Source organism: bacterium (assembly GCA_021371935.1).
GTDB lineage: Bacteria > Armatimonadota > UBA5829 > UBA5829 > UBA5829 > UBA5829.
Genome location: JAJFVF010000004.1, coordinates 134,486 through 154,826, shown reverse-complemented (window position 1 = coordinate 154,826; position 20,341 = coordinate 134,486). Strand labels below are relative to the sequence as shown.

18 protein-coding genes are annotated in these 20,341 nt (G+C 53.6%); 15 read left to right on the top strand and 3 right to left on the bottom strand.

All coding sequences use genetic code 11. The annotated features are described in order from the left end of the window. Nucleotides 1-2: 2 nt before the first annotated feature. The 8 genes from LLG46_03715 to LLG46_03680 all read left to right on the top strand — a co-directional run bounded on the left by LLG46_03715 (nt 3) and on the right by LLG46_03680 (nt 8,685). The gene (locus tag LLG46_03715) at nt 3-737 is read left to right on the top strand and encodes an ATP-binding protein (protein ID MCE5322408.1); all 735 of its coding nucleotides are present in this window, start codon (nt 3-5) and stop codon (nt 735-737) included. Further along, the gene (locus LLG46_03710) at nt 734-1,201 is read left to right on the top strand and encodes a DUF669 domain-containing protein (protein MCE5322407.1); all 468 of its coding nucleotides are present in this window, start codon (nt 734-736) and stop codon (nt 1,199-1,201) included. The genes LLG46_03715 and LLG46_03710 overlap by 4 nt, the downstream gene beginning before the upstream one ends. Then, a complete protein-coding gene (locus LLG46_03705) occupies nt 1,202-1,732 on the top strand; it encodes a hypothetical protein (GenBank protein ID MCE5322406.1) in 531 nt (176 codons plus the stop codon). Further along, the gene (locus LLG46_03700; GenBank protein MCE5322405.1) at nt 1,639-3,828 is read left to right on the top strand and encodes an AAA family ATPase; all 2,190 of its coding nucleotides are present in this window, start codon (nt 1,639-1,641) and stop codon (nt 3,826-3,828) included. The genes LLG46_03705 and LLG46_03700 overlap by 94 nt, the downstream gene beginning before the upstream one ends. Beyond that, nucleotides 3,829-6,513: a hypothetical protein gene (locus LLG46_03695; GenBank protein MCE5322404.1), complete on the top strand. Its 2,685-nt coding sequence runs from the start codon at nt 3,829-3,831 to the stop codon at nt 6,511-6,513. Then, nucleotides 6,513-7,433: a hypothetical protein gene (locus tag LLG46_03690; GenBank protein ID MCE5322403.1), complete on the top strand. Its 921-nt coding sequence runs from the start codon at nt 6,513-6,515 to the stop codon at nt 7,431-7,433. The genes LLG46_03695 and LLG46_03690 overlap by 1 nt, the downstream gene beginning before the upstream one ends. Before the next feature lie 57 nt (nt 7,434-7,490). Then, a complete protein-coding gene (locus LLG46_03685; protein MCE5322402.1) occupies nt 7,491-8,003 on the top strand; it encodes a hypothetical protein in 513 nt (170 codons plus the stop codon). Nucleotides 8,004-8,211: 208 nt separating this feature from the next. Next, nucleotides 8,212-8,685, top strand: a complete 474-nt coding sequence (locus LLG46_03680) for a hypothetical protein (GenBank protein ID MCE5322401.1) — start codon at nt 8,212-8,214, stop codon at nt 8,683-8,685. An 8-nt stretch (nt 8,686-8,693) separates the two neighbouring features. Here LLG46_03680 and LLG46_03675 read toward each other — a convergent pair whose 3' ends face one another. Then, nucleotides 8,694-9,611 (bottom strand): tyrosine-type recombinase/integrase, encoded by a 918-nt coding sequence (locus tag LLG46_03675; protein ID MCE5322400.1) that lies wholly within the window; start codon nt 9,609-9,611, stop codon nt 8,694-8,696. Then, nucleotides 9,577-9,972: a hypothetical protein gene (locus LLG46_03670; GenBank protein MCE5322399.1), complete on the bottom strand. Its 396-nt coding sequence runs from the start codon at nt 9,970-9,972 to the stop codon at nt 9,577-9,579. Before LLG46_03670 ends, LLG46_03675 begins: the two co-directional genes overlap by 35 nt. A gap of 106 nt (nt 9,973-10,078) precedes the next feature. Between LLG46_03670 and LLG46_03665 the strand changes: the two genes are divergently transcribed. Beyond that, entirely contained in the window at nt 10,079-11,605 is a 1,527-nt protein-coding gene (locus LLG46_03665; GenBank protein MCE5322398.1) for a hypothetical protein, read from the top strand. A 14-nt stretch (nt 11,606-11,619) separates the two neighbouring features. On the opposite strand, the gene LLG46_03660 is transcribed toward LLG46_03665, so the two are convergent. Continuing rightward, a complete protein-coding gene (locus LLG46_03660; GenBank protein MCE5322397.1) occupies nt 11,620-11,853 on the bottom strand; it encodes a helix-turn-helix transcriptional regulator in 234 nt (77 codons plus the stop codon). Nucleotides 11,854-11,934: 81 nt separating this feature from the next. Here LLG46_03660 and LLG46_03655 point away from each other — a divergent pair, with 81 nt between their 5' ends. From LLG46_03655 to LLG46_03630, 6 genes are all read left to right on the top strand, one after another. After that, a complete protein-coding gene (locus LLG46_03655; GenBank protein ID MCE5322396.1) occupies nt 11,935-12,135 on the top strand; it encodes a hypothetical protein in 201 nt (66 codons plus the stop codon). Between the two features lie 413 nt (nt 12,136-12,548). Then, nucleotides 12,549-14,081 (top strand): phage portal protein, encoded by a 1,533-nt coding sequence (locus tag LLG46_03650; GenBank protein MCE5322395.1) that lies wholly within the window; start codon nt 12,549-12,551, stop codon nt 14,079-14,081. A gap of 11 nt (nt 14,082-14,092) precedes the next feature. Then, complete coding sequence (locus LLG46_03645) at nt 14,093-18,673, top strand: minor capsid protein (GenBank protein MCE5322394.1); 4,581 nt, start codon at nt 14,093-14,095, stop codon at nt 18,671-18,673. Next, nucleotides 18,670-19,152, top strand: a complete 483-nt coding sequence (locus tag LLG46_03640; GenBank protein ID MCE5322393.1) for a hypothetical protein — start codon at nt 18,670-18,672, stop codon at nt 19,150-19,152. The genes LLG46_03645 and LLG46_03640 overlap by 4 nt, the downstream gene beginning before the upstream one ends. Further along, the gene (locus LLG46_03635) at nt 19,142-19,480 is read left to right on the top strand and encodes a hypothetical protein (protein MCE5322392.1); all 339 of its coding nucleotides are present in this window, start codon (nt 19,142-19,144) and stop codon (nt 19,478-19,480) included. Before LLG46_03640 ends, LLG46_03635 begins: the two co-directional genes overlap by 11 nt. Before the next feature lie 124 nt (nt 19,481-19,604). Next, on the top strand, nt 19,605-20,189 hold the full coding sequence (locus LLG46_03630; GenBank protein MCE5322391.1) for a hypothetical protein: 585 nt from the start codon (nt 19,605-19,607) through the stop codon (nt 20,187-20,189). Nucleotides 20,190-20,341: the final 152 nt, after the last annotated feature.

The following is a 20,341-nucleotide window of genomic DNA, read 5'->3' as shown; positions in this document are numbered from 1 at the left end:
TGATGCTTCTACCAACCCAAAAGACGCCGCCAAAACAAACGCTGTCAGACCAGACAGTGCTCATTTACGGGCCAACAAAGATAGGCAAAAGCGAGTGGTGTTCCAATGCCGAGTCCGCTCTGTTCATCTCGACCGAACCGGGCCTGAATTCCCTTGAGGTATATCAGGTTCCGGTTGCCACATGGGACGAACTGCTTGCGATATGTGCGGAGATCGCGGATGGCAGCCATTCGTTTAAGACAGTCATCATCGATACGGTCGATAACGCCTACAAGATGTGCTGTGAGTATGTCTGCAAGAAATACGGCGCGGAGCATGAGTCCGATATCGGCTACGGCAAGGGCTATTCCATCACAAACAATGAGTTCCAACGGGTGATCAACAAGCTCGCGTTTCTGCCCTATGGTCTGTATCTGGTCTCGCATTCCCAGGAGATCGAAATAGAAACGCGCACAGGCAAGTATTCCAAGGTCGTTCCTACACTGCCGGAGAAAGCTCGCAAGATCGTGCTTGGTCTTGTCGACATTATCCTCTACTGCGATATTGAGATCGCGCCCGGACCTGACAACAAACAGGTTGCTCGGCGCGTGGTGCGGACAAAACCGCATGTTCACTACGAGGCCGGGGACAGGACAAAGCGTTTGCCCGATGTGATCGACCTCGATTATGGCAAGTTCGTCGAGGCATACAACGCCGGAATGGACGCGAAGAAACCCATGAAGGAGGCTGCTAAATGAGTAGTGACTATGACACCACCGGCATAGGCGATATCGATCTTACTCAGTTCGATGATGACTTTTCTGAAGCGGAAGTCGAAGAGCGTGAGTTCGAGGATGTGCCGGACGGCAAGTATCAGGTAAAGGTCGACAAGGTAGAGCTTACCAAGGCGCAGACCACAGGCAATCCTATGCTAAAGTGGACGCTCAAGATTCTCGGTCCGAAGTATGCCGGTCGGCTTCTGTGGCGCAACAGCATGTTTGCTTCCAAAGAGAACCTCAAGTGGCTCAAAACCGACCTGCACACGTGCGGAGTGGACATCGATAAGCTGTCCGAGCTTCCGGCAAGACTCGGTGATCTCCTGGATGTGACTCTGGAAGTCACCAAGCGCACAAAGGGCGAGAATGAGAACATCTATTTCAACCGGCGTATTGTCGTCTCTGACCTCGACGATGCGGTCGATGACTCGCTCGCACCGTTTTAGATGGCCGAGAAAGTCAGTATCGTAGTCGACACGCGAGAGCAGGAGCCTTATTCGTTTCCTCCCGAGCGGTTCCTCATCGAACGCCGTGCTCTGCCGGCGGGGGATTATTCCCTCGCCGGTTTTGAGCACGATGTGGCGATTGAGCGGAAGACCGCCGAGGACTTCGTGCATACGGTTATCCGGGAACGCGACAGGTTCCGCAATGAACTCAGGAAGCTTCAGACCTACATGTGCTCATGCATCGTGGTTGAAGCGAACCTTGAGGAACTGCTGTCGGGCAATTACCGCTGTGGGGCACATCCGGCTTCGGTTGCAGGCGCGGCACTTTCGATAATCGTCGACTACGGCGTTCCGATCTTTTTCTGCTCCAACCGGCAGTGCGCATGCCGGTTTGTTCAGGAGTATTTGCTGCGCTGCTACCGGAGGTTTGCGGATACATGCCAAATACAACAACTCAGCCCATCCGAATCCGGGGAGAAGTTGAACGGGTCTTCTACTCATCCGCAGACTTCTCCGCCGGACGGTTCATAACGGAACGCGGCGAGCGTATTTCGTTCGCCGGCAATATCGTCGTAAGCGAAAACCAGCCTCTGGTGCTGCATGGAAAGTTCGTCAAGCATCCCAAATACGGCCGACAGTTCGAAGTTGCAAGCATCGAATTGGATCGGCAGATGGACGCCCGCGGGCTTGCAAACTACCTCGCAAACAACCCCGACATCAAAGGGATCGGCCCGGCAAAGGCGAGGATCATTGCCGAGCGGTTCGGCTCGGATTTCGAGTGCAGCCTCATAGATGAGCCTGAGAAAGTCGCGGAGGTTGCAAAAGTACCGCTGTCGGTCATTGAGTCGCTTCGCGTTCACTGGCTTGAGACGAGTCATATCAACCAGGCAATGACCGCGCTTGCAGCGTACGGACTGACCCACCATCAGGTCACGAAGCTGGTGAAGAAGCTCGGTAACAACGCTGTCGGCATTATAGAGCATGATCCGTATGTCATCGTTGGAGAGATCGACGGCTTCGGGTTCAAGAGGATCGACAAGATCGCTAGGCAGATCGGCATTGCCAAGGACAACCCGAACCGTGTTCGCGCGGGATTACTGTTCTGTGTGGAGGACGCGCTGGATCAGGGTGACTGCTGGGTCGAGTATGAAGACCTGCTTAACCGGGCCAATAAGCTTCTGGTGATGGATACTCTCGACAGCCGGGAGCGGATCGAGAGATATCTGGACGAACTCATCGACAATAAAGCCCTGACATGTTATGCAGCCGACTGCCGGTTCCTTGTAGCAAAGCCTGAAATCCGACAAATGGAGGAAGATTTGGCGCGTGTCTTTGCCCGGGGCAAGGATATGAATCCGCACTTTACGGATATACCTGACATCGACTCCATGATCCGGCGCATATCTCCAAGGCTCAATCATCGTCAGCACGAGGCCGCGATGATGGTATGTGAGCATGCGATTTCACTTATTACGGGCGGGGCCGGATCCGGCAAGACCTTCACCATCGATGCGATCACTCGACTCTGTGAGTCTCGAAAGCTCAAAGCTGTGCTCTGTGCTCCGACCGGCAAGGCGGCAAAGCGTATGGAGGAGTCGACCGGACAATCAGCATCAACGATTCACAGGCTGCTCGGCTTCGACGGCAAGACCTACTCCCGTAACGCTGAAAGCCCGATATCCGCCGATATCCTTATAGTCGACGAAGCTTCTATGATAGACGTTGCGCTCGCCTGGCGGTTTTTTCAGGCCATCAACCTCGAACGCACAGCCGTAGTCCTTGTTGGAGACCACAATCAATTACCCCCGGTTGGACCGGGCAATATTCTGCGCGATCTCATTGAGTCAAAAGTCATACCGATAACGATACTCGAAGATGTCGTGCGGCAGGCCGGGGTGCTCAAGGAGAACAGCATCGCCATCTTGCGTGGTGAGGTGAGAAAGACATGCAGAGTTGAAGATGGCCAACGCGGGCCATGGTATGTGGCCAATCAACATACGGAAGCCGAGCGCGTTCAGCAGTTCATTCTGGACATCTTTGACCAGGTGCTTTCCGAGAAGCTCGGTTTCGACCTGCTTCGTGACGTTCAGGTGCTCACCCCGACCCACAAGGGTCCGCTCGGAACGGCGGAACTCAACATCAGGCTGCAGTCCCTCATACAAAAGAAGCTGTGGGATTACGACGTTTTACCTGTCCAGCCCGGCAGGCGTCCGAAGCTGCTCATCGGCGACAAGGTCATTCAGACGCGCAACAACTACGATCTGGAAGTGATGAACGGCTCGATGGGCTATGTGCGGGATGTCGGCACTGATGGTTCGCTTACTGTCGAGTTCGATGACAAGATGGTCTTCATTGAGCCGGGATCGCCGCATCGAAGCGACCTGCAGCTCGCCTATGCTCTCACAATACACAAAGCCCAGGGATCGGAATTTCCATGTTCAGTCGTGATCGCGCATAAGTCGCACTCATTTATGCACCACAGAAACCTGCTCTATACAGGCGTCACCCGCGCTAAGAAAACCGCGATCATCGTCGGCGACCACTGGGGCATAACCAACTGCGCTAAGCGTGTGCAGGTCGATGCCAGGAAGACCTTTCTGTCGCTGCTGCTTGCGGGAGGCGTGTAGATGACTAATGCGGCACCGCACGCACCCGCTTATGATTTGATACCCGACGAACTCAAGGCGCTTCGGCAGTGGGTCTGCTACCGGATCGAGGACCGCGACGGCACCCCAACCAAGGTACCGTACCGCACGGACAAGGTCGGGCGCGGCAATGCAAAGACTAACAATCCAGCAACGTGGCACACTTTTGAGGAAGTAATCGAGGCTGCCGCAAAGCCAAAGAACAGATTCGACGGCATAGGGTTCGTGCTTTCCGAAGAAGATCCCTACATCTTCATCGACCTGGACCACGTCGTAGCAGAAGGTGAAGTCGAGCCGTGGGCACGAGAGATAATCGGGCGCATCGGCTCCTACACGGAGTTCAGCCGGTCGGAAACGGGAATACACATCATCGCGCGGGCGAAGAAACCCGGTCCCAGGTGCAGAACCGCCAAGCATCCAAAGTTTGAGATATACTCCGACCGACGACTTGTAGTCTTCACGGGCAAGCTGCTTCCCAGCGCGGCAGCGGAGATAACGGACGCCGAGCGTGCGATGGCAGCGATCTACCGGAGCATGTTCGGCGATAAGCCTGACAACGATGTGCCGCCAAAAGAAAATGTCAAGAACGCTAAACCAAACGGAATGAGCGATCCTGTGCTCATTCAAAGAGCGCTGTCAGCATCAAACGGAGAGAAATTCCGCAAGCTTTGGAACGGCGACATTGGAGACTACAACAGCGATGCTAGTGCAGCGGATTCGGCGCTTTGCTGCATGCTGGCATACTGGACCGACAAGGACCCGGTCAGGATGGACAGGCTGTTTCGCGAATCAGGACTCATCAGGCCCAAGTGGGACGAGTTGCATGGCGCGCAGACCTACGGCCAGATGACGATTGACGCGGCCATTGGCATTGTCAAAGAGACCTGTGCCGACCATGCCGGCAAACGGAGGCAGCGAAAGAGACGAGCATCGGGAGATGCCGAAGGAGCGAAGCCCCAGGCGCACCCAGCGGCAAGCAACGGCCTGCTCACCATCTATGCCGACTGTCAGGACCTGCGCAGTGTGACTGCCGTGTGCTGGAGGGCTATTATCTATGCGAACAATCCTCCGAAATACTTTCGGTATATCGGTCTTCCTTCCAGGCTCGAAAAAGACGATGACGGAACACTTGTCCCAAGGGAGTTGACTCCCGACAGGCTCCGTCACGAACTCGCACGTGTGGCAAACTGGGTAAGCGGCGAAGATGAGGAAGCGGCCAAGCCTCCAATCGATGTCGTGAGAGATGTGCTGGCTACGCCAAATCCGCCGCTGCCGGTGCTGACGCGTATCACGGATGTTCCCGTGTTCGCTCCTGATGGATCACTGCAAACCGCTGAAGGCTACCACGCTGCGGGAAAAACATACCGGATGTCGAGGCCCGGGCTCAATATACCGGAGATATCGTCCCCGCCGTCGCAGGAAGAGGTAGATGCTGCCGGAAGCCTCATCCTCGATATGATCTCAGACTTTCCATTTGTGGATGAAGCCGACCGCGCGCACGCCGTGGGGCTGCTGCTCCTCCCGTTTGTGCGAGACCTCATCGACGGGCCGACGCCGAATCACCTTATCGAAGCTCCGCAGGCGGGCACCGGAAAAGGACTTCTCGCCGATGTCCTTCTGACTCCGGCCTGCGGCAAGCAGGTGTCGACCATCTCCGAGGCTCGGGATGATGACGAATGGCGCAAACGAATAACAGCGCAGCTTCGCAGCGCGAGAAGCGTGGTCCTGTTGGATAACATTACGCGACCGCTCAATTCCGGGTCGCTCGCGTCCGCGCTTACGGCGACGATATGGGAGGATAGGATTCTGGGCAAGTCCGAGAACCTGCACTTTCCGGTGCGCTGTGTCTGGGTGACTACGGCCAATAATCCCACGATGAGTACGGAAATCGCCAGACGTTGTATACGCATCAGGTTGGACGCAAAAGTAGATCGCCCGTGGTTTCGCGACGGGTTCAAGCAGAAGAAGCTTCGCAACTGGGCGCTCGATAGTCGAGGTGAATTGGTCGGAGCTGCCCTTACGCTTGTGCAGGCTTGGATATGTGCTGGTATGCCCGCTTCCGAAGCGAAACCGCTGGGTTCATACGAACAGTGGACTGCCATCATCGGAGGGATATTGCAGCATTCGGGGATATCAGGATTCCTGTCCAACCTGCACGAGTTCTATGAAGCAGCAGACATCGAGGGAGCCATGTGGCGGCAGATCGTAGATGCCTGGTGGGAGAAGTTCGGCCAGGAAAAAGTGGGTGTAACCGACCTGTTCGAGCTGGTGTCGGAAATAGATGCGCTCGATCTCGGCAAGGGAGGAGAGCGGTCGCAGAGAATCGCTTTCGGCAGACGACTCGGTCAGCAGCGTGATCGTGTGATAGGTGAATATCGGATTGTGTCTGCGGGCAAGTCCAAGCGGATAAGCCAATGGATGCTGGCTCCGACAACGAACCTGTTCTCGGAGGATGGCGAAGGGGTGTATGTGGTGCATAAAGGTGTATGTTCCCCCACTACCCCTCATGCGCGCACATACATGCATGCGGGCGCGCACACGCATGAGGAGTGTATAGAAAACATACACCAACATACACGACATACACCTTCCGAGCAGACAGACGAAAGCGATTCCATAGACAACACCAGGGAAGACGGGTCTTCACCGGGCTATGAGGAGTTCTGATGGCATACCTTGAGATACTGATAAAGCACGCCCTCAGGGCAAGTATACAGCCAGACGGTAAGCTCAGACTGGAACCGGATTGGCTCATCACCAATGATGTTCGGCGATTGGTCCGCGAGCATCGGGAAGAACTCGTCACCGAGATCATGGATTCGCGAGGTTCTGCCGATCCATCTGCAGAGGTCGTGCCGGATTATCATATCCTCTGGGTTGCAACGGATTTGGACTCATTCGAGGAATACGATCCCAGGTTTGGTTACGAGCTGGGCTGCGAGCCGGTCTATCGGATGCTCGATGCGTCATACTACGCTTGGCTGCGCCATCGGATGGAAAATGCCCGCAAGTCGCACGATACCGGTCGGCTCGATGATGCAACATTTGATGCGCTCCGAGAGCGATTCAACGTCATTCACAACTGGGCCATCCAGCACATTGGCGAAGACGCTCTTCGCACGGCGATTCGGACTACGAACGTCAAGACGTACGTTCCACCATCCGAGCAGACCTTCACTTCCTACCGAAAGGTCTGGGACCATGCATGGAATGCACACAAGCTGAGAGCATCATTGGGCGATTCTTCTGAGTCTGACCAGGCACGCAGATTGGAACATGCGCTTGCCACCCGAGGTTACGCAGGCATCAGGTCGTCGATTATCGAGGACATTGTAATATTTGTTCGAGATGACTCGGTTGCCGTGCCGGACAAGTGGGCTGGTAAGGTCCGGTTCACTATGGACGAACTGAAGCTGATGGTTGGTTCATCATCAGAAGTCGTGAAGCAGATTCATGAGGTCAAGCGAGTATTCGGCGGCAAAGTGGTGCCCGTAGATGAATGTCCGTTTGGAACCACCACAGCAAAACCATTATCAGTAACTGATGGCCAGAATACGTTGTTTACAGCCGCGACAGGCACAAAATGAGGCGCGAAACGCCTCTCCCGCCCAACTCCGACTTGCCGGGTCGATTGAAGGAAAACTATGACGAACGAGAACACATCAATTGAGCAACTGCCGCAGATAGGTGAACGCGACACCGAGGAGCTGGATCAGTGGCGCAGAAACTCCGGTGCAAGCCGCAGCCGAGGCGGGCAACCAGGCAACACCAACAACCTGCAGCACGGCATATATGCCAACCGGTTCCTCACGCCGGAGGAGAAGCCCATCTTCGACGCAATCATAGCGCAGCTTCACGAGGATTTTGTGTTCAACAAGAGCTCTGACTTCATCCAGGTGGAACTGGTGGCGGTCTATTTCCTGAAGCTCGGACGAGCGCAGGAAGCGGGCGACTGGGAAGCCGCCGAGAGACTCGACCGAATGATACGCTGCCACATGAAGGATCTCAAGACGACCAAGCTCACCCGCGAGGGAACGGAGCCTATCGAATCGCAAACGACGCCAGCGGAATGGGCTACGGCTCTGCTGGAGAAACTGGCGGAGGCTGAGAAGGCAAAGGCCGAATCAGAGGCTGAGCCGGAGAAAACGCAGGAATGAATTCAGATAACACCGTCGTGGCGGCGTCAGATATGTTGAATCCACGCGTGGGTTTCAGACCGATCCGGAGTTGGAGTTCAGATAATACCTGTTATGCGATGATGCCCAAGCATAAAGAAGATGCTAGGCAGCGGCGCTCTCGTGACATAATGGAACAATAGCATGTAGCAAACGATAATCATTCGACGCAGTGGAGAGGACTAAACACATGATTGACTATATTAACTATGAAGCAGTGGTATCCGATATTAAGTCTCGGACGGGACTTACGATCACATCTAAAGTCGTGAACGGCAAGAATGGTCCGATTCTGAAGGTCTTCCCTTGGTGTGACTTAACAAACAAGTGGAAGCGGGTACACGTGGAATGTACACCGGAAAAACAGCGCGGTAACGGTTATTCTATACACTTGGATTTCTATATTGAAGGTTCCATAACAGGCTCGGACGCAATCATCCGAAACGAGTTACTCGATGTGATTGAAGAAGAGAAGCTCACGGCGCTACGGATAATAGGACAACCATTTGAGTTGAACCCGAGACCTCACAAGGCCAATGTGCTCGTCGAACAGGTGAACTGTGTACCATTCAACGCTTGGGCAAGGGATGCCAAAATCGCAGAGCTGATGGCTCATTACATTTCGGCTTTCACCCCCGCTATAGCCAGGGTTTCGCATAGTTAGGAATGGGGTCATAGTCGCTCTATCGCATCTTCGAGTGCGTTGTCCACAAGATGCGTGTAGATTTCGGTGCTGGAGACGCAGAGGTGATCGAGGGCACGTTTTACAAGTTCCAGATCGGAGGTGGCGGCATAGAGATGCGTAGCGAACGTGTGCCGTAGACCATGCGGTGTGACGTTCTTCTGGATTCCGGCCTTGCCGAGCCAGTAGGCAAGGCGCTGGGCAATCTGTCTGCAGCATATCCTTGTTCCGCGAGAGGAAATGAACAGCGCGGTGATTTCGGAACTGGTCAATCGGCGGCGCTCTTTGAGGTAGTCTCGCAGAAGCGTACGTAGGGATGATTTCAGAAACTTGGTCTGTGGAATGCCGCCTTTGCCCGTTATATAGATATGTTTGCCTTCGAGGTCGACATCGTCGATGTTGAGACTCACAAGTTCTGCGATGCGAATGCCAGTGCCGAGGAAAAGCTCAAGAATGACACTGTCGCGCCTGGCAAGTGGGTTCGTCCGATCATGGGCTTCCTTGAGGAGCCTGCGCTTCTCGTGTTCAGTGAGAAACTTTGGGGGCTTGCGAGAGAGCCGCTTGGATTTAATCGACCTGGCCGGATTTGAGTTTACCAAACCAGTGTCAGTTGCCCAGGCGAAGAATGCACGAAGAGAGGCTTTCAAACGATACATCGTCGCTGGTGACTTTTGCGAGCCATTCTCCAAGCAGGCTACGATAGGATCGGTAAGTGCAGCATCTATCATTGCTGGTGTGATATTACTGATGCTGGTATCCGGCAGCGCGCGAGCAAAGCAGTGCAGGTCGCGCATGTAAGCGGAGATAGTAAGCTCCGAGCGATCCTGCGCCCGGAGCCTTACCGCGAAGCTGTCTATCGCCAGTTCGATGCTGTTACTCGGTTGCAGCAGCCGGATCGGGTTCGGCACTTTGCACCTCCGGTTGTGTCTTGAGGCTGCGGCCCATGGGTGTGTCTTTTGGAAGCGGGAGCTTGGCGATGTAGTCCTGTTCCTTTGCCCATATGAGGAACATTCGGAAGACGCGAATGGTCTTCTTGACCGTGATTTCTGAGCGGTCTTTACCGCCGTGCATTTTGAGCAGCGCATCGGATTTGAGGAAGCCGGAAACGTGCGGAATAAGAATTGACGTGAGCTTTCTATCAGGTCCGAAGTAGGCTTCGATCTGTTCAAAGTCTTTGCCGTAAGTATACAGAGTGCGTTCGCTCTTGCCTTGGCTTTTAAGATATTCGAGGTGTTCCTCGATGGCCTCGTGCAGTGTCTTTTGTTCCAATTCACTACCTCCAGTGGTTGTGTTTTGTATTCACATTCACGCTCAGGTTTAGTGTGAAGTCAAGGGTGTTTGCCTTGAATGTGCGAAAAAATGCGGAGGAAAACAATTGGTTGAGATAACATCGGAAGAAGAGAGACTGGGAACGTCTTTGCGAGACCCGGTGCTTTGGGGAGAGAAGTATCTCCACAATCGGGACGGTTCCGCGCGCGCCTATTGGCCACACCAGGTCAAGGATATGCACTGCGATGAAAAGAACATCGTTCACCTCGACGGACGCGATGTCGGCAAGAGTATTGTGCTCACAACTGATGCGCTGCACTTCGCCTTCACCACTCGCGGTGGTCAAGGACTCATCGCCGCTCCGCACCAGGGGCATCTGGATACCTTGATCGAGGAGATAGAGTTTCAACTCGATACCAACGATGAGCTTATGAGAAGCATTGCCCTCACGAAATATGGCAAACCCAAAATTACTCGCAAGCCGTATTTCAGGCTGGAGTTCACAAACGGTGCGATCCTTTACTTCCGACCTGCCGGTGCCTACGGCGACGCATTTCGCTCGCTGCATGTCGAGCGAGTATGGGTCGATGAAGGCGCATGGCTCACAGAAAAAGCATGGAAAGCACTGAGGCAATGCCTCAAGGCCGGTGGACGCTTGCGCATCTACTCAACTCCTAATGGCCTGCGAAACACTACTTACTACCGGCTGACAATGTCGCCACAGTTTGAGGTGTTCAGATGGCCGTCTTGGATAAACCCAGACTGGAGTAAGGATCGCGAAAATGAGCTTCTCGAGTTCTATGGTGGACGCGACACAGCGGGTTGGCATCATGAGGTCGCAGGCGAACATGGTAAGCCGTCCTACGGCGCATTCAATGTCGAGCATTTGAACTTCTGCCGTCAGGAAATGCCGGAGTATCTAAAGGTTGCGATATGCGGCGATGACATGCGCGACTGTGCGACCGAAGAGGAATCTTACGACCGGCTGGAAATGCTCCTTAACATGATCCCACAGACCGGCATGTTCTGGATAGGCGGCGACTTGGGTTATACCAACGATCCGACCGAAATTGTTGTGTTCCAGGAGATGGAAGTTGGGGATCGCTCGATCTTGAAGCTTGTGCTGCGAATCCACATGGAACACGTCTCTTACCCTCACATTGCTCAGACGATTTCCCTACTGGAAAGGTATTTCACGCCAGTCGGGATAGGTGTAGATAACGGCGGTAACGGCCTCGCGGTTGTACAGGAGCTACTGACGCTTGATAAGTATAAGCCACTGCAGCTTGAAGGCAGACTCTACGGATACGACTTTGGGGGTATGACGACGCTTGCCGTCCGCGATGGACGGGAGATCAAAAAGCGAACGAAGGAACTGATGACCAGTTTCATATCAGGATTACTGCAGCGCAGGCAGATGATACTTCCATTCGATGATCTCGAGATAGAAGACCAGTTCACTACTCATACCTATACGCTTACAAACGGTAACGTGATCTACTCAAAGGGCAACGATCACATCATCGACGCTGTGCGCTGCGCGATGCTCGTGCGAGAGCAGAGAAGCTTGGATCAGTTGACCGAAGAGACAGTCTGCGTCATTCCGGTGCTAACTGATCCAGTCTTCTTTTGATGCGGTTTGTATCATCAGTTCGACTCCACGAGTGCGAGGAGAGTCGAAAGTGGAAGCTGCAGTGCTGTGGCTATGAGTATCATATCCGAAAGGTTCAGGTAGCTGTAATTGCCGTCTTCCACGGAAGTGATGTAGTCCGTTCCTTTCCCAAGGATTCTAGCAAACTTCTCGCGGCTATAACCGAGCTTCTCTCGTCTTGTTGTGATTACCTGGCCCAGCAGCCTTTGGTATTCTGCCTGGTCTTTCATTGCCTGTTTCCCCCTTTTCTGAAGTCTCCGCCGAAGCGTGGGGGGTATGTTTGCTCTGGTCGATAGTAAGAGTCAAGACATGTGGGGAAATCGGCTGAAGTTATTTTTTCGTGGCAGAATATCAGAAAGATCGTTGGCGGCGGGTCGAGTAGCCTATCGCACATCCTCAGCATGCTGCTTATGATCTCTGCCGCCATCACCACCGACAGGCACGCGAAAAGAGAGTCAGGCCATTCGATGTATCTGAGCACAACCCCTGATACCAAAGCGCCTACCGCATAGATCGATACTGGCTTGTTGTGTTTCATGCTTGTCACCTCTGCGCTTTAGTCAGGACCGCTTTCCGCTTCATTTCCTGCCATGATGTTCATGCCACGGCTCATGCTACTTATATGATTCGACAAATACCAGCATTTAAGACGGGCTTTTCGGCCTAATCGGCCTGAATACTGATGTCTACGAACGAGCGGTAAGCGTGGCAATCACTCGGCAAGTCAGTTGTTTCAGGATGCTTAGAAGTAGCACCCCGGCTTCTGTGAACAGCGCCGAGGTGATGCTCCTTGCGAAGATCGTTCCGACACTTGCGCGCAGTCGCTAGTAAATAACTAAGTAGAGGCGTCTTCTCGCGCGATGTTGCGCGAGTGCATGCCTCCTGGCGCTATATAGGCGCGGCAAAACTGCACGTAGAGGTCAACGTGGAAAACCGCAGTCGAAAATCACACTCAAGAAAACCCCGGAGCCAGGCAGCCATACCCGACGAACACGACACGCAGGCACAAGGCATAGTCATCACTCCTATGGCGACAGCGGCCATGCTGGATTCGGCTGTGTTCGCCCGCGTCAATCCCGATGATTGTGCGATTCCAAAGACCTGGGAAGAGCGTGCTAAGAAAGCCTGGGAGTACTATGTCGAAGAACCGCTCGTTAAAAACTGCATCAACTCCTGGCGGACGTTCGCTGTAGGAGATGAGATAAGGATCACGAGCGACGATGATACAGTCAAGGACGAAGCAAACGATCTGGCCAATAGGCTCGGCGTCTCCGAGTTCGTAAAGGATATGATCCTGCAACTCCTTGTGAAGGGCGATGCGGTCGGGTTCAAGCGATACACCAAAGACGGCAAGGACTTTGAGGAAGTCACTTGTGTAAACCCGGTATCCATAAAGGTGAAATATGCTCAGGGACAGCTTGTAGAGGTTCAACAGTTTCCTGAAGACAGCCCGACCGCTGGTGACGGATTGGCGCTACCCGTCGAGCAGACGCTGCACCTCAAATGGGACGCTCCGGCATTCTCTCCGCGCGGCAATTCGCTTGTGCTTCCGGCTTTCCAGTCCATCGAACTGCTTAGAGACTACCGCAGAGCCGAGCAGGCCATCGCTAAACGTTGGGCCACGCCGTTCAGACTGATTAAGGTCGGTGGTGCGTTCGGCCAGAAAATGGTGATGCCCGACCAGAAGATGCTCGAACAGACCCGCGACATGGTCAACAAGATGGACATGAAGAGCGGCCTGGTCGTGCCGTTCTATGTGACGGTCGAGACCCACGGCACGGAGGGACAGGTTCTTAACACTGAGGACAAAGTCAAGGATGTAAAGGAAGACATAGTCGTCGCGCTGGGGCTTTCGCGGTCTCTGGTTGCCGGCGACGGTCCTAACTTTGCTACAGCGTCGGTCTCCATGCAAAAGATGCTCATCATGATCCGGGAGATAAAGCATGCTGCGCGTACCATCCTCGACTGGATATACAACGACTGGCTTGAGATAGCCGGGCACCAAGGAATGAGCGTCCAGTTCGTCTTCAACGACCTCGATCCCACGGACGCTGTCGATTTCAAGAAGCTCCTCATCGAGCTATACGACCGCAAGCTCATAAGTCGGTCGTCTCTGCAGCTCAAAATGGACCTCGATCCGGATACTGAAACGGCCAACCGGCAGCACGAGGACAAGTCGGTCGATCTCCTCGACGAAAAGCAGGTCAAGCCCATTGTGGATATGGTTGTGGCTGGAATAATGAGCATCGAGACGGCGCAGCAGATGCTTGGCCTCGATCCGACAAAGAATCGACCGGACGTGCAATCGCAGGCAGCCCTATACTCCAGCGCCGGTGTCGGCGAGATGTGCGACTTATGTGCCTACTTCGGCGAGGAGCACAACCGCTGTGGAGTCACACAGGCCGAGACAACCTTCGATTCCCCGGCATGCCGTTTCTTCGGTCGCAAGACAGGTTGAGGGCGAGGATAATGCACGCATCAATGTGCGCTATCGCCGATACCACCTCTCAAGCTCAGGCGATCCGAGAGGCAACGCAGAAGAGCCTTCTTGCCCGTGACCTCTACTCCGAGCAGGTTGCGCATGAACTCACGCTGTCCCTTCAGACCGCGCAGGAACAGGTAAGCAGAGCGCTCCTGGCCTATAAAAGCCTCGGCTCATTACCCGATAACAAGCTCGCCGCAGTAAAGGGCTTGGAGAAGCTGGATGCAGAGATAGGCGACGTGATGAAGACGCTCAAGAAAGAGCAAACTCTTATGTTCCGCAAGTCTTCCCGCGCATCGTTTCACTCCGGCGTATATCACGGCATCGGAGAGTTCGCGGCTGCTCAGATGCCGTTTTACCGTGACCTTACGTCGGACGGAATTGACAAGCTCACCACATCCGTCTTCACCCTTATCGACACTGATGCCCTCGATTTCATGGCCAACTACAACCTCGTACTTGCCGGCGATGTGCATCGGGAGCTTTCAGACGGTATCAAGCGTACGATCCTTTCCGGTATTGCCACGGGCAAAGGTGCTGACGATATTGTCCGTGATCTCGGCACAGTCGTTGAGGACAAGGAATCGTTTCGCAATGCCGGAAGCAAGGTGTTCTCCAAGGCGCAGTATCGGATGGAGATGATTGCCCGCACCGAAGTCCTGCGCGCTCACAACCAGGGTCGCATCAAGTTTCACAAAGAGGTCGGTATACAGAAGCTCGAGTGGATGGCGATGGAAGACGAGCGCATGTGCCCGGTCTGCGGCAGTCTCGATGGCAAAGTATTCGATACGGACCACTTTCCCAATCAGCCAGCGCATCCCAACTGCCGGTGCACGAATGTCGTTGCCTGGCCGCTGGTTATCTGTGGAGGATATCTTGGCGCGACTGCCGCACCTGGTCAGAATGCATGTATTCTCCCTCCGCAGGCAATAGAACTTCAGGCAAAACAGAAGATTGAAGAAGAAAAGCAGCTCAAGGGCGCATTCGAGTCCGGCGACATTGGCGACCTTTCTACACTCACCGTAAAGCAGCTTCAGACGCTGGCGAAACAGAACGGCATAGCCGTCGCCCGCACCAAGTCTGATTTTATCAAGCTGCTGGATGGTGTCGAGCCGGGAGTTAATCACGGTGATCTTTCCGGCGCTGCGCTCCAGGCGAAGATCAAGCAATACAACATCGCGGCGCTACGGAGTAAAGACGAGTTGGCGACACTGCTGGCCGAAAAGCAGGCGGTGATCAAGCAAGTCAAAGCTCTGGAGGAGGCCGCAAAGAACGCTGCGCCTCAGACCGATCTTTCCGGTCTCACAATGGTCCAACTCAAGGATATAGCCAAGCAGCACGGTGTGTCGCTGAACCTCACCAAGAGCGAAGTCATCGATATGCTGGACGGTCTTGAGCCGGGTGTGAACCACTCCGGTATTGCCGGCAAAGCCCTGATCGCTGCCAAGCAGAAACATGGCATACCGCCCCTGAAGAACAAAGAGCAGCTCGTCAAAGCTCTTGAGAAGTCCGCGGGTCAGCAGATGGCTGAACAGGCCAAGCAGCAGGCTCTGGACGCGGCAAAACAGGAGGCGCTTAAGAAAGCAGAACAGGCTCTCAAGGATACGGTATCGCAAGTGGTGATGCCATCCTCGCCCACGCAATACCAATCATTCCTGGATTCAGTGAAAGCCGCCGATGCGGAACTGGCGAAAGAGTTGGGACTGCCGGCATCGGTTCTCGAACAGCACGCAAAGGAGATCGTGCTAAAGAAGCTTACGTTCGCCCAGCAGGTCTCGGCGATAAAGTCCGGGGAACTAAAGGACCTTGCAAAGCAGACCAAAGTCAAGCACTGGCAGTGGGCGTCGAAAGACGAACTGGTCACCCTGTTCACGGAGACGGACACCCCGAAGGTATCGGCAGCTCAGGCAGGTATCGAGGCGAAGCATGCAAAGTGGGCCGAGAAACACCTGGGTAAGTCCGGCAAGGCAGCGCAGCCGAAGGCAGTCCCTACACCGGAGCCACAGGTCGCCCCACAGCCTGTCACAGTCGCGACACCGAACACATTTACAAAGAAGACTTCCGAGTTTGACGCAGTCGATGCAGCTTGGACTGAGAAAGGCAAGCCCGAGAAGTTCAAGTATGTCGGTAAGGCCAAAGTCGGCGGGGCGCATGAGAAGGAGTTCTGGCTCGATGAGAACAGCGATAAGTGGCTTTTCAAGCCGGTGGGCGAATCAACGGACGATTTCATCGCGCACGGCGAAGAAGCCGCATACAAGATAGGGCGTCTTATAGATCCGGATGCAATGGAAGTCAGAACGATCCAGCTCAATGGTCGAACAGGTTCCATTCAGATGTGGCGCGGTAAGCTGGCGGCAAAGTCCGACTTCTCCAGCTTCGACATTACTGAGCTTTCAGCGGATGATATAGCGCAGGTCCAGCGTGAGCACGTGATCGACTGGCTTATCTCAAACCATGACGGCCATGCAAAGCAGTTCCTGCGGACAAAGGACGGCAAGGTCTACGGTATAGATAAGGCTCAACTCTTCAAGTTTCTTGGCTCGGACAAGCTCTCCATCGACTACCACCCGAACGGAGCCTGCGGGGAGAGTGAGCCGTTCTACAACACTCTGTTTCGTGCGGTAAAGCAGGGAAAAGTGACGGTCGATCCGTCGGTCACTCTGCGCTGCATTCGCGAGGTGGAGAAGATATCTGACGATGATTACCTCACTCTGATCTGTCCGTATGTCGAGGGCCGATTCGCTGGCGACGAACTGAAGAAAAAGGCATTCTACGACCTGGCCCTTGCCCGTAAGCACAACATGCGCAGTGATTTCGAGTCATTCTACTCCGATATCCTCGGTAAGAAGGGTTACAAGTTCGAGGATATCGCAGAAGCGCAAACAGTAGTCCGTATCGGTAAAGCCGAGGAGCAGATTATTGAGGAGGCTCGTATTCTCGGCTGGCAGGGCAAATCGCTGCCAATAGACGAATTCGATATTGAAGATCAGACCGCCCTCGTTTTCACGGAGACAGTAAAAGGCAAGACCCGCACTGTTGTAAAGATGAAGCTTCGGCCCGAATCTGAAGCCAAGATCCTACCCGCACTCAGGAAATCCAATCGTCAGGTAAGCGTCGTCAAAGTCGGTGAGCCGCTTGCTGAGGACGAGTTCGCTGATGATATCCTTCTTGCAGTGAAGACCATAAACTATCATTCGCAGGATGGCAACTATAACAAGTCCAAAGTAGATAAACTGAACAAGCATCTTCCTGCGCTGAAGAAACTTGCCAAATCCGACGATCCGGATGTGCGCGAGATGGCGACAGCCTACGTCGACTGGATAGAGAGGATACAGGAAGCTGTCAGGGAAAGAAAACCCGTTGCCGGGAAGTTCGAGACATATCTTCGGAAAAGCCTGCCCAAAAAAGGTGAGAGTAAGGATATCGATTTTACAGTCCGCAAGACCAAGGTGCTTATGGAAAAGCGGACACTTGCAAAAGGTGAGCTTTCCATCGACAAAGAGTCTGTCGGTAACAGTTCGATGTTTCGAGGCAGGTCTATGAATGACGGGGAGCAGTATGAAGTGGATTTCGGTGATGGTGTCAGAGCGGTCTATCGGCCGTGGTCAGAGAAGAACCATTATGCGCAGCGCGGAGAACTCGAGATTATCGTTGACGAGAGGCCGGACGCAAAGAGCCTGGACAGGGCGCTCGACAACATTGAAAAGCTCGGCCTGAAAACAAACATAGCCGACGCCGAAGATGCTGAGATAATGTATCTTACGAAGCAAGCTTATGTTACGAAAGCCGACCGCGAGCCTGATTATGCTCGTATGATCTCCGGTCTTGACGGGCGCAACGCAACGAAGACCGAACGTGTCCAAGCGATGCGCGGTTTCTGGGAGCAGCGTCTCGGTGTCTCCGACATCACCAAAATGCCGGGATATGATCCCGTCGGTGAATATCAGCTCGGTTTCAAAGACGCGAAGATCGCCGGAGGTTACAGGCATCAGTATCGCTTCGATATATCAGATGCCGACATCGAGAAGCAGATGAAAGGCTACAGCTTGTATCATCGTCTCACGAACGGCGAGAGCATAGGCGAGTTTCTTGATACGGTACTTGAGAATAATGGGGCTATGATAAGCACTGTTGAGAAACTCAGAGCGGGTGTCATGCCTGGTGGAATGTCACCCGAGTCCGATATGAACAGTGGCGGCGCAAGCTACGTATTCACCCGCATAAAGAAATCGCCATCTGCATATTCAACAGATGTCGGTTTCTACTTCAAGAAACGGCTCCTCAGGCGGATGGACGCGGTAAGCTACAATCACGACGCATTCGGCAAGGTCAAGGACGACTATGTTTCGAGTAATCGCGGGAGCGACTCAGCAACATGGAAGAACTTCTCGCGCAACTCCAGCAACGAGACCATCTTCAAGTATTCGATTACGCTTTTAGATAACTTGGAAAACATTGTGGTTCACGGTCAGGGCGAAAGGAAAAGCGTTCTTGATGTATTCAAGAAACATGGCATATCAACCATGCCGGATGGACGTAAAATCGAGGAACTGGTAATAGACATATGATTTTAAATGAGTTCATAGCAAGTGAAAAGGCAAAGCTGCAGAAGCTCTTTGATGAATTTAATACGACTGGCTCCTGTATGGAAATGCGAGAGGGTAATGACGAACCACTCGGCTTTGGCCTTATAGACAGCTACATTGTCACACGTATAGCTCCGCATTTTGATATTGCAGGCAACGTAACAAAGACTGATTTCTGGCTGTTATTCAAATCGGCTGGTTACAACAATGGCTGGCAATATGCTCACACTATCAAAGTTGTGGATTGGGGTCAGAACGATGGATATCTTATCGACTTAACTGATGATCGTGGGCGTGAGTTTCATATAGAACTGCTGTTTCCTGCACAGGATGTTGAGATGGTCGCGGATTGGAAAGACTGGCAGCATTACAAGGCTGAGAACAGAGCTATGTTTGAGCAGATTGACGCTCAGCTTCTTGCGGAGCATGTGCGGATCGCAGAGGAATGGAATGCGGCTTAGGTATATGATAGAGTATGCCCTGCGTGACCGTGACACCGATCCGCATTACGAACCAATCGGTGTCTGGGTGCAAGGACCCGGACCTGGTCTCGATATCATCATGGAATACTTGCCTGGCAACGACGATTTTGCCGAAGATGCCGACTGGATCATTAACCGGCTCGTAGAAAATGATATCAAGTCGCTGCCTGAAGACTTCCTCGAATATCATCGGGCGACGATGTCGCCGTATATTGGGATGCGTGGGGAGATAATCGAGATCGACGAGTACTCGTCGGCGGAAGCCTGCGCGGCCTCCGTACTCCAGAAAATCAATCTTCCGGATTGATCACATAACAGACACCATCGCCGAGGCTCTAAGTTAGGTGTCTTCGAGACTGCTGCTACCCCGAATCTCAGACAAGACAGGAAATGGGTATCATATCAGCAATGACTAAACGGAGGACTATGCTATGCGACAACACACAACCACAGCCGCGATTGGTTTGGCGATAGTCTTGCTGTGCACATCAACCTCAGCACAAATGGGCGGAGGCATGATGGGTGGCGGCGGAATGATGTGCCCTATGTGCGGCGGAACCGGGAGAATTCCGAATGGATGGAACGGCCAGATACCTGATAAACTGCCTTACCCAAAGAGCGCCGAGTGGATAGCCAGGCTGAAAGCCATCTTCGCGCTTGAGAAGCTGTCTCAAGCCCAATATACAGCGGATGAGGACAAGTATCACGTCAGAATGCCGTATATGATGATCATTCCCCAGGAGCAGAACCACATAACCTGGATAGGAGGGTTGTTCAAAGCCTACGGCATAGCACCTGGGGTCGAGACGCCGCCAGTGAAGAAATCGGAGTCGGTAAGGCAAGCTTACGAAATCGGCCGGGATATAGAGGCGCAGTCGATTCCAAAGTATGTGTGGCTCATCAAGAACACCGACAACAAGACCACCAGACAGGTGCTTGATACAGTTCTAATGCAGACTAGGATGCACCACATGATGTTCACCCATGTCCTGGAAATGGGCGAGATGGGAATGTAACACTGACGGTCCAGCGGCGGAAAGCGCTATCAAGTGGCTGGCCTGAAGACTGCCTCGAGTATCACCGGGCGACAATGTCGCCGTACCGCTGGACGCGTGGCGATACAATATAGTCGAGGCGGATGAGTCCTCGCCTCAAAGGTTGCATCGCA

Bases quoted from the DNA above. Each gene is read 5' to 3' on its own strand.
- LLG46_03630 (MCE5322391.1), top strand. From the start codon at position 19,605: ATGCGACAACACACAACCACAGCCGCGATTGGTTTGGCGATAGTCTTG.
- LLG46_03660 (MCE5322397.1), bottom strand. From the start codon at position 11,853: ATGAAAGACCAGGCAGAATACCAAAGGCTGCTGGGCCAGGTAATCACA.
- LLG46_03680 (MCE5322401.1), top strand. From the start codon at position 8,212: ATGATTGACTATATTAACTATGAAGCAGTGGTATCCGATATTAAGTCT.
- LLG46_03695 (MCE5322404.1), top strand. From the start codon at position 3,829: ATGACTAATGCGGCACCGCACGCACCCGCTTATGATTTGATACCCGAC.
- LLG46_03710 (MCE5322407.1), top strand. From the start codon at position 734: ATGAGTAGTGACTATGACACCACCGGCATAGGCGATATCGATCTTACT.
- LLG46_03690 (MCE5322403.1), top strand. From the start codon at position 6,513: ATGGCATACCTTGAGATACTGATAAAGCACGCCCTCAGGGCAAGTATA.
- LLG46_03705 (MCE5322406.1), top strand. From the start codon at position 1,202: ATGGCCGAGAAAGTCAGTATCGTAGTCGACACGCGAGAGCAGGAGCCT.
- LLG46_03715 (MCE5322408.1), top strand. From the start codon at position 3: ATGCTTCTACCAACCCAAAAGACGCCGCCAAAACAAACGCTGTCAGAC.
- LLG46_03645 (MCE5322394.1), top strand. From the start codon at position 14,093: ATGCACGCATCAATGTGCGCTATCGCCGATACCACCTCTCAAGCTCAG.
- LLG46_03640 (MCE5322393.1), top strand. From the start codon at position 18,670: ATGATTTTAAATGAGTTCATAGCAAGTGAAAAGGCAAAGCTGCAGAAG.
- LLG46_03700 (MCE5322405.1), top strand. From the start codon at position 1,639: ATGCCAAATACAACAACTCAGCCCATCCGAATCCGGGGAGAAGTTGAA.
- LLG46_03635 (MCE5322392.1), top strand. From the start codon at position 19,142: ATGCGGCTTAGGTATATGATAGAGTATGCCCTGCGTGACCGTGACACC.
- LLG46_03685 (MCE5322402.1), top strand. From the start codon at position 7,491: ATGACGAACGAGAACACATCAATTGAGCAACTGCCGCAGATAGGTGAA.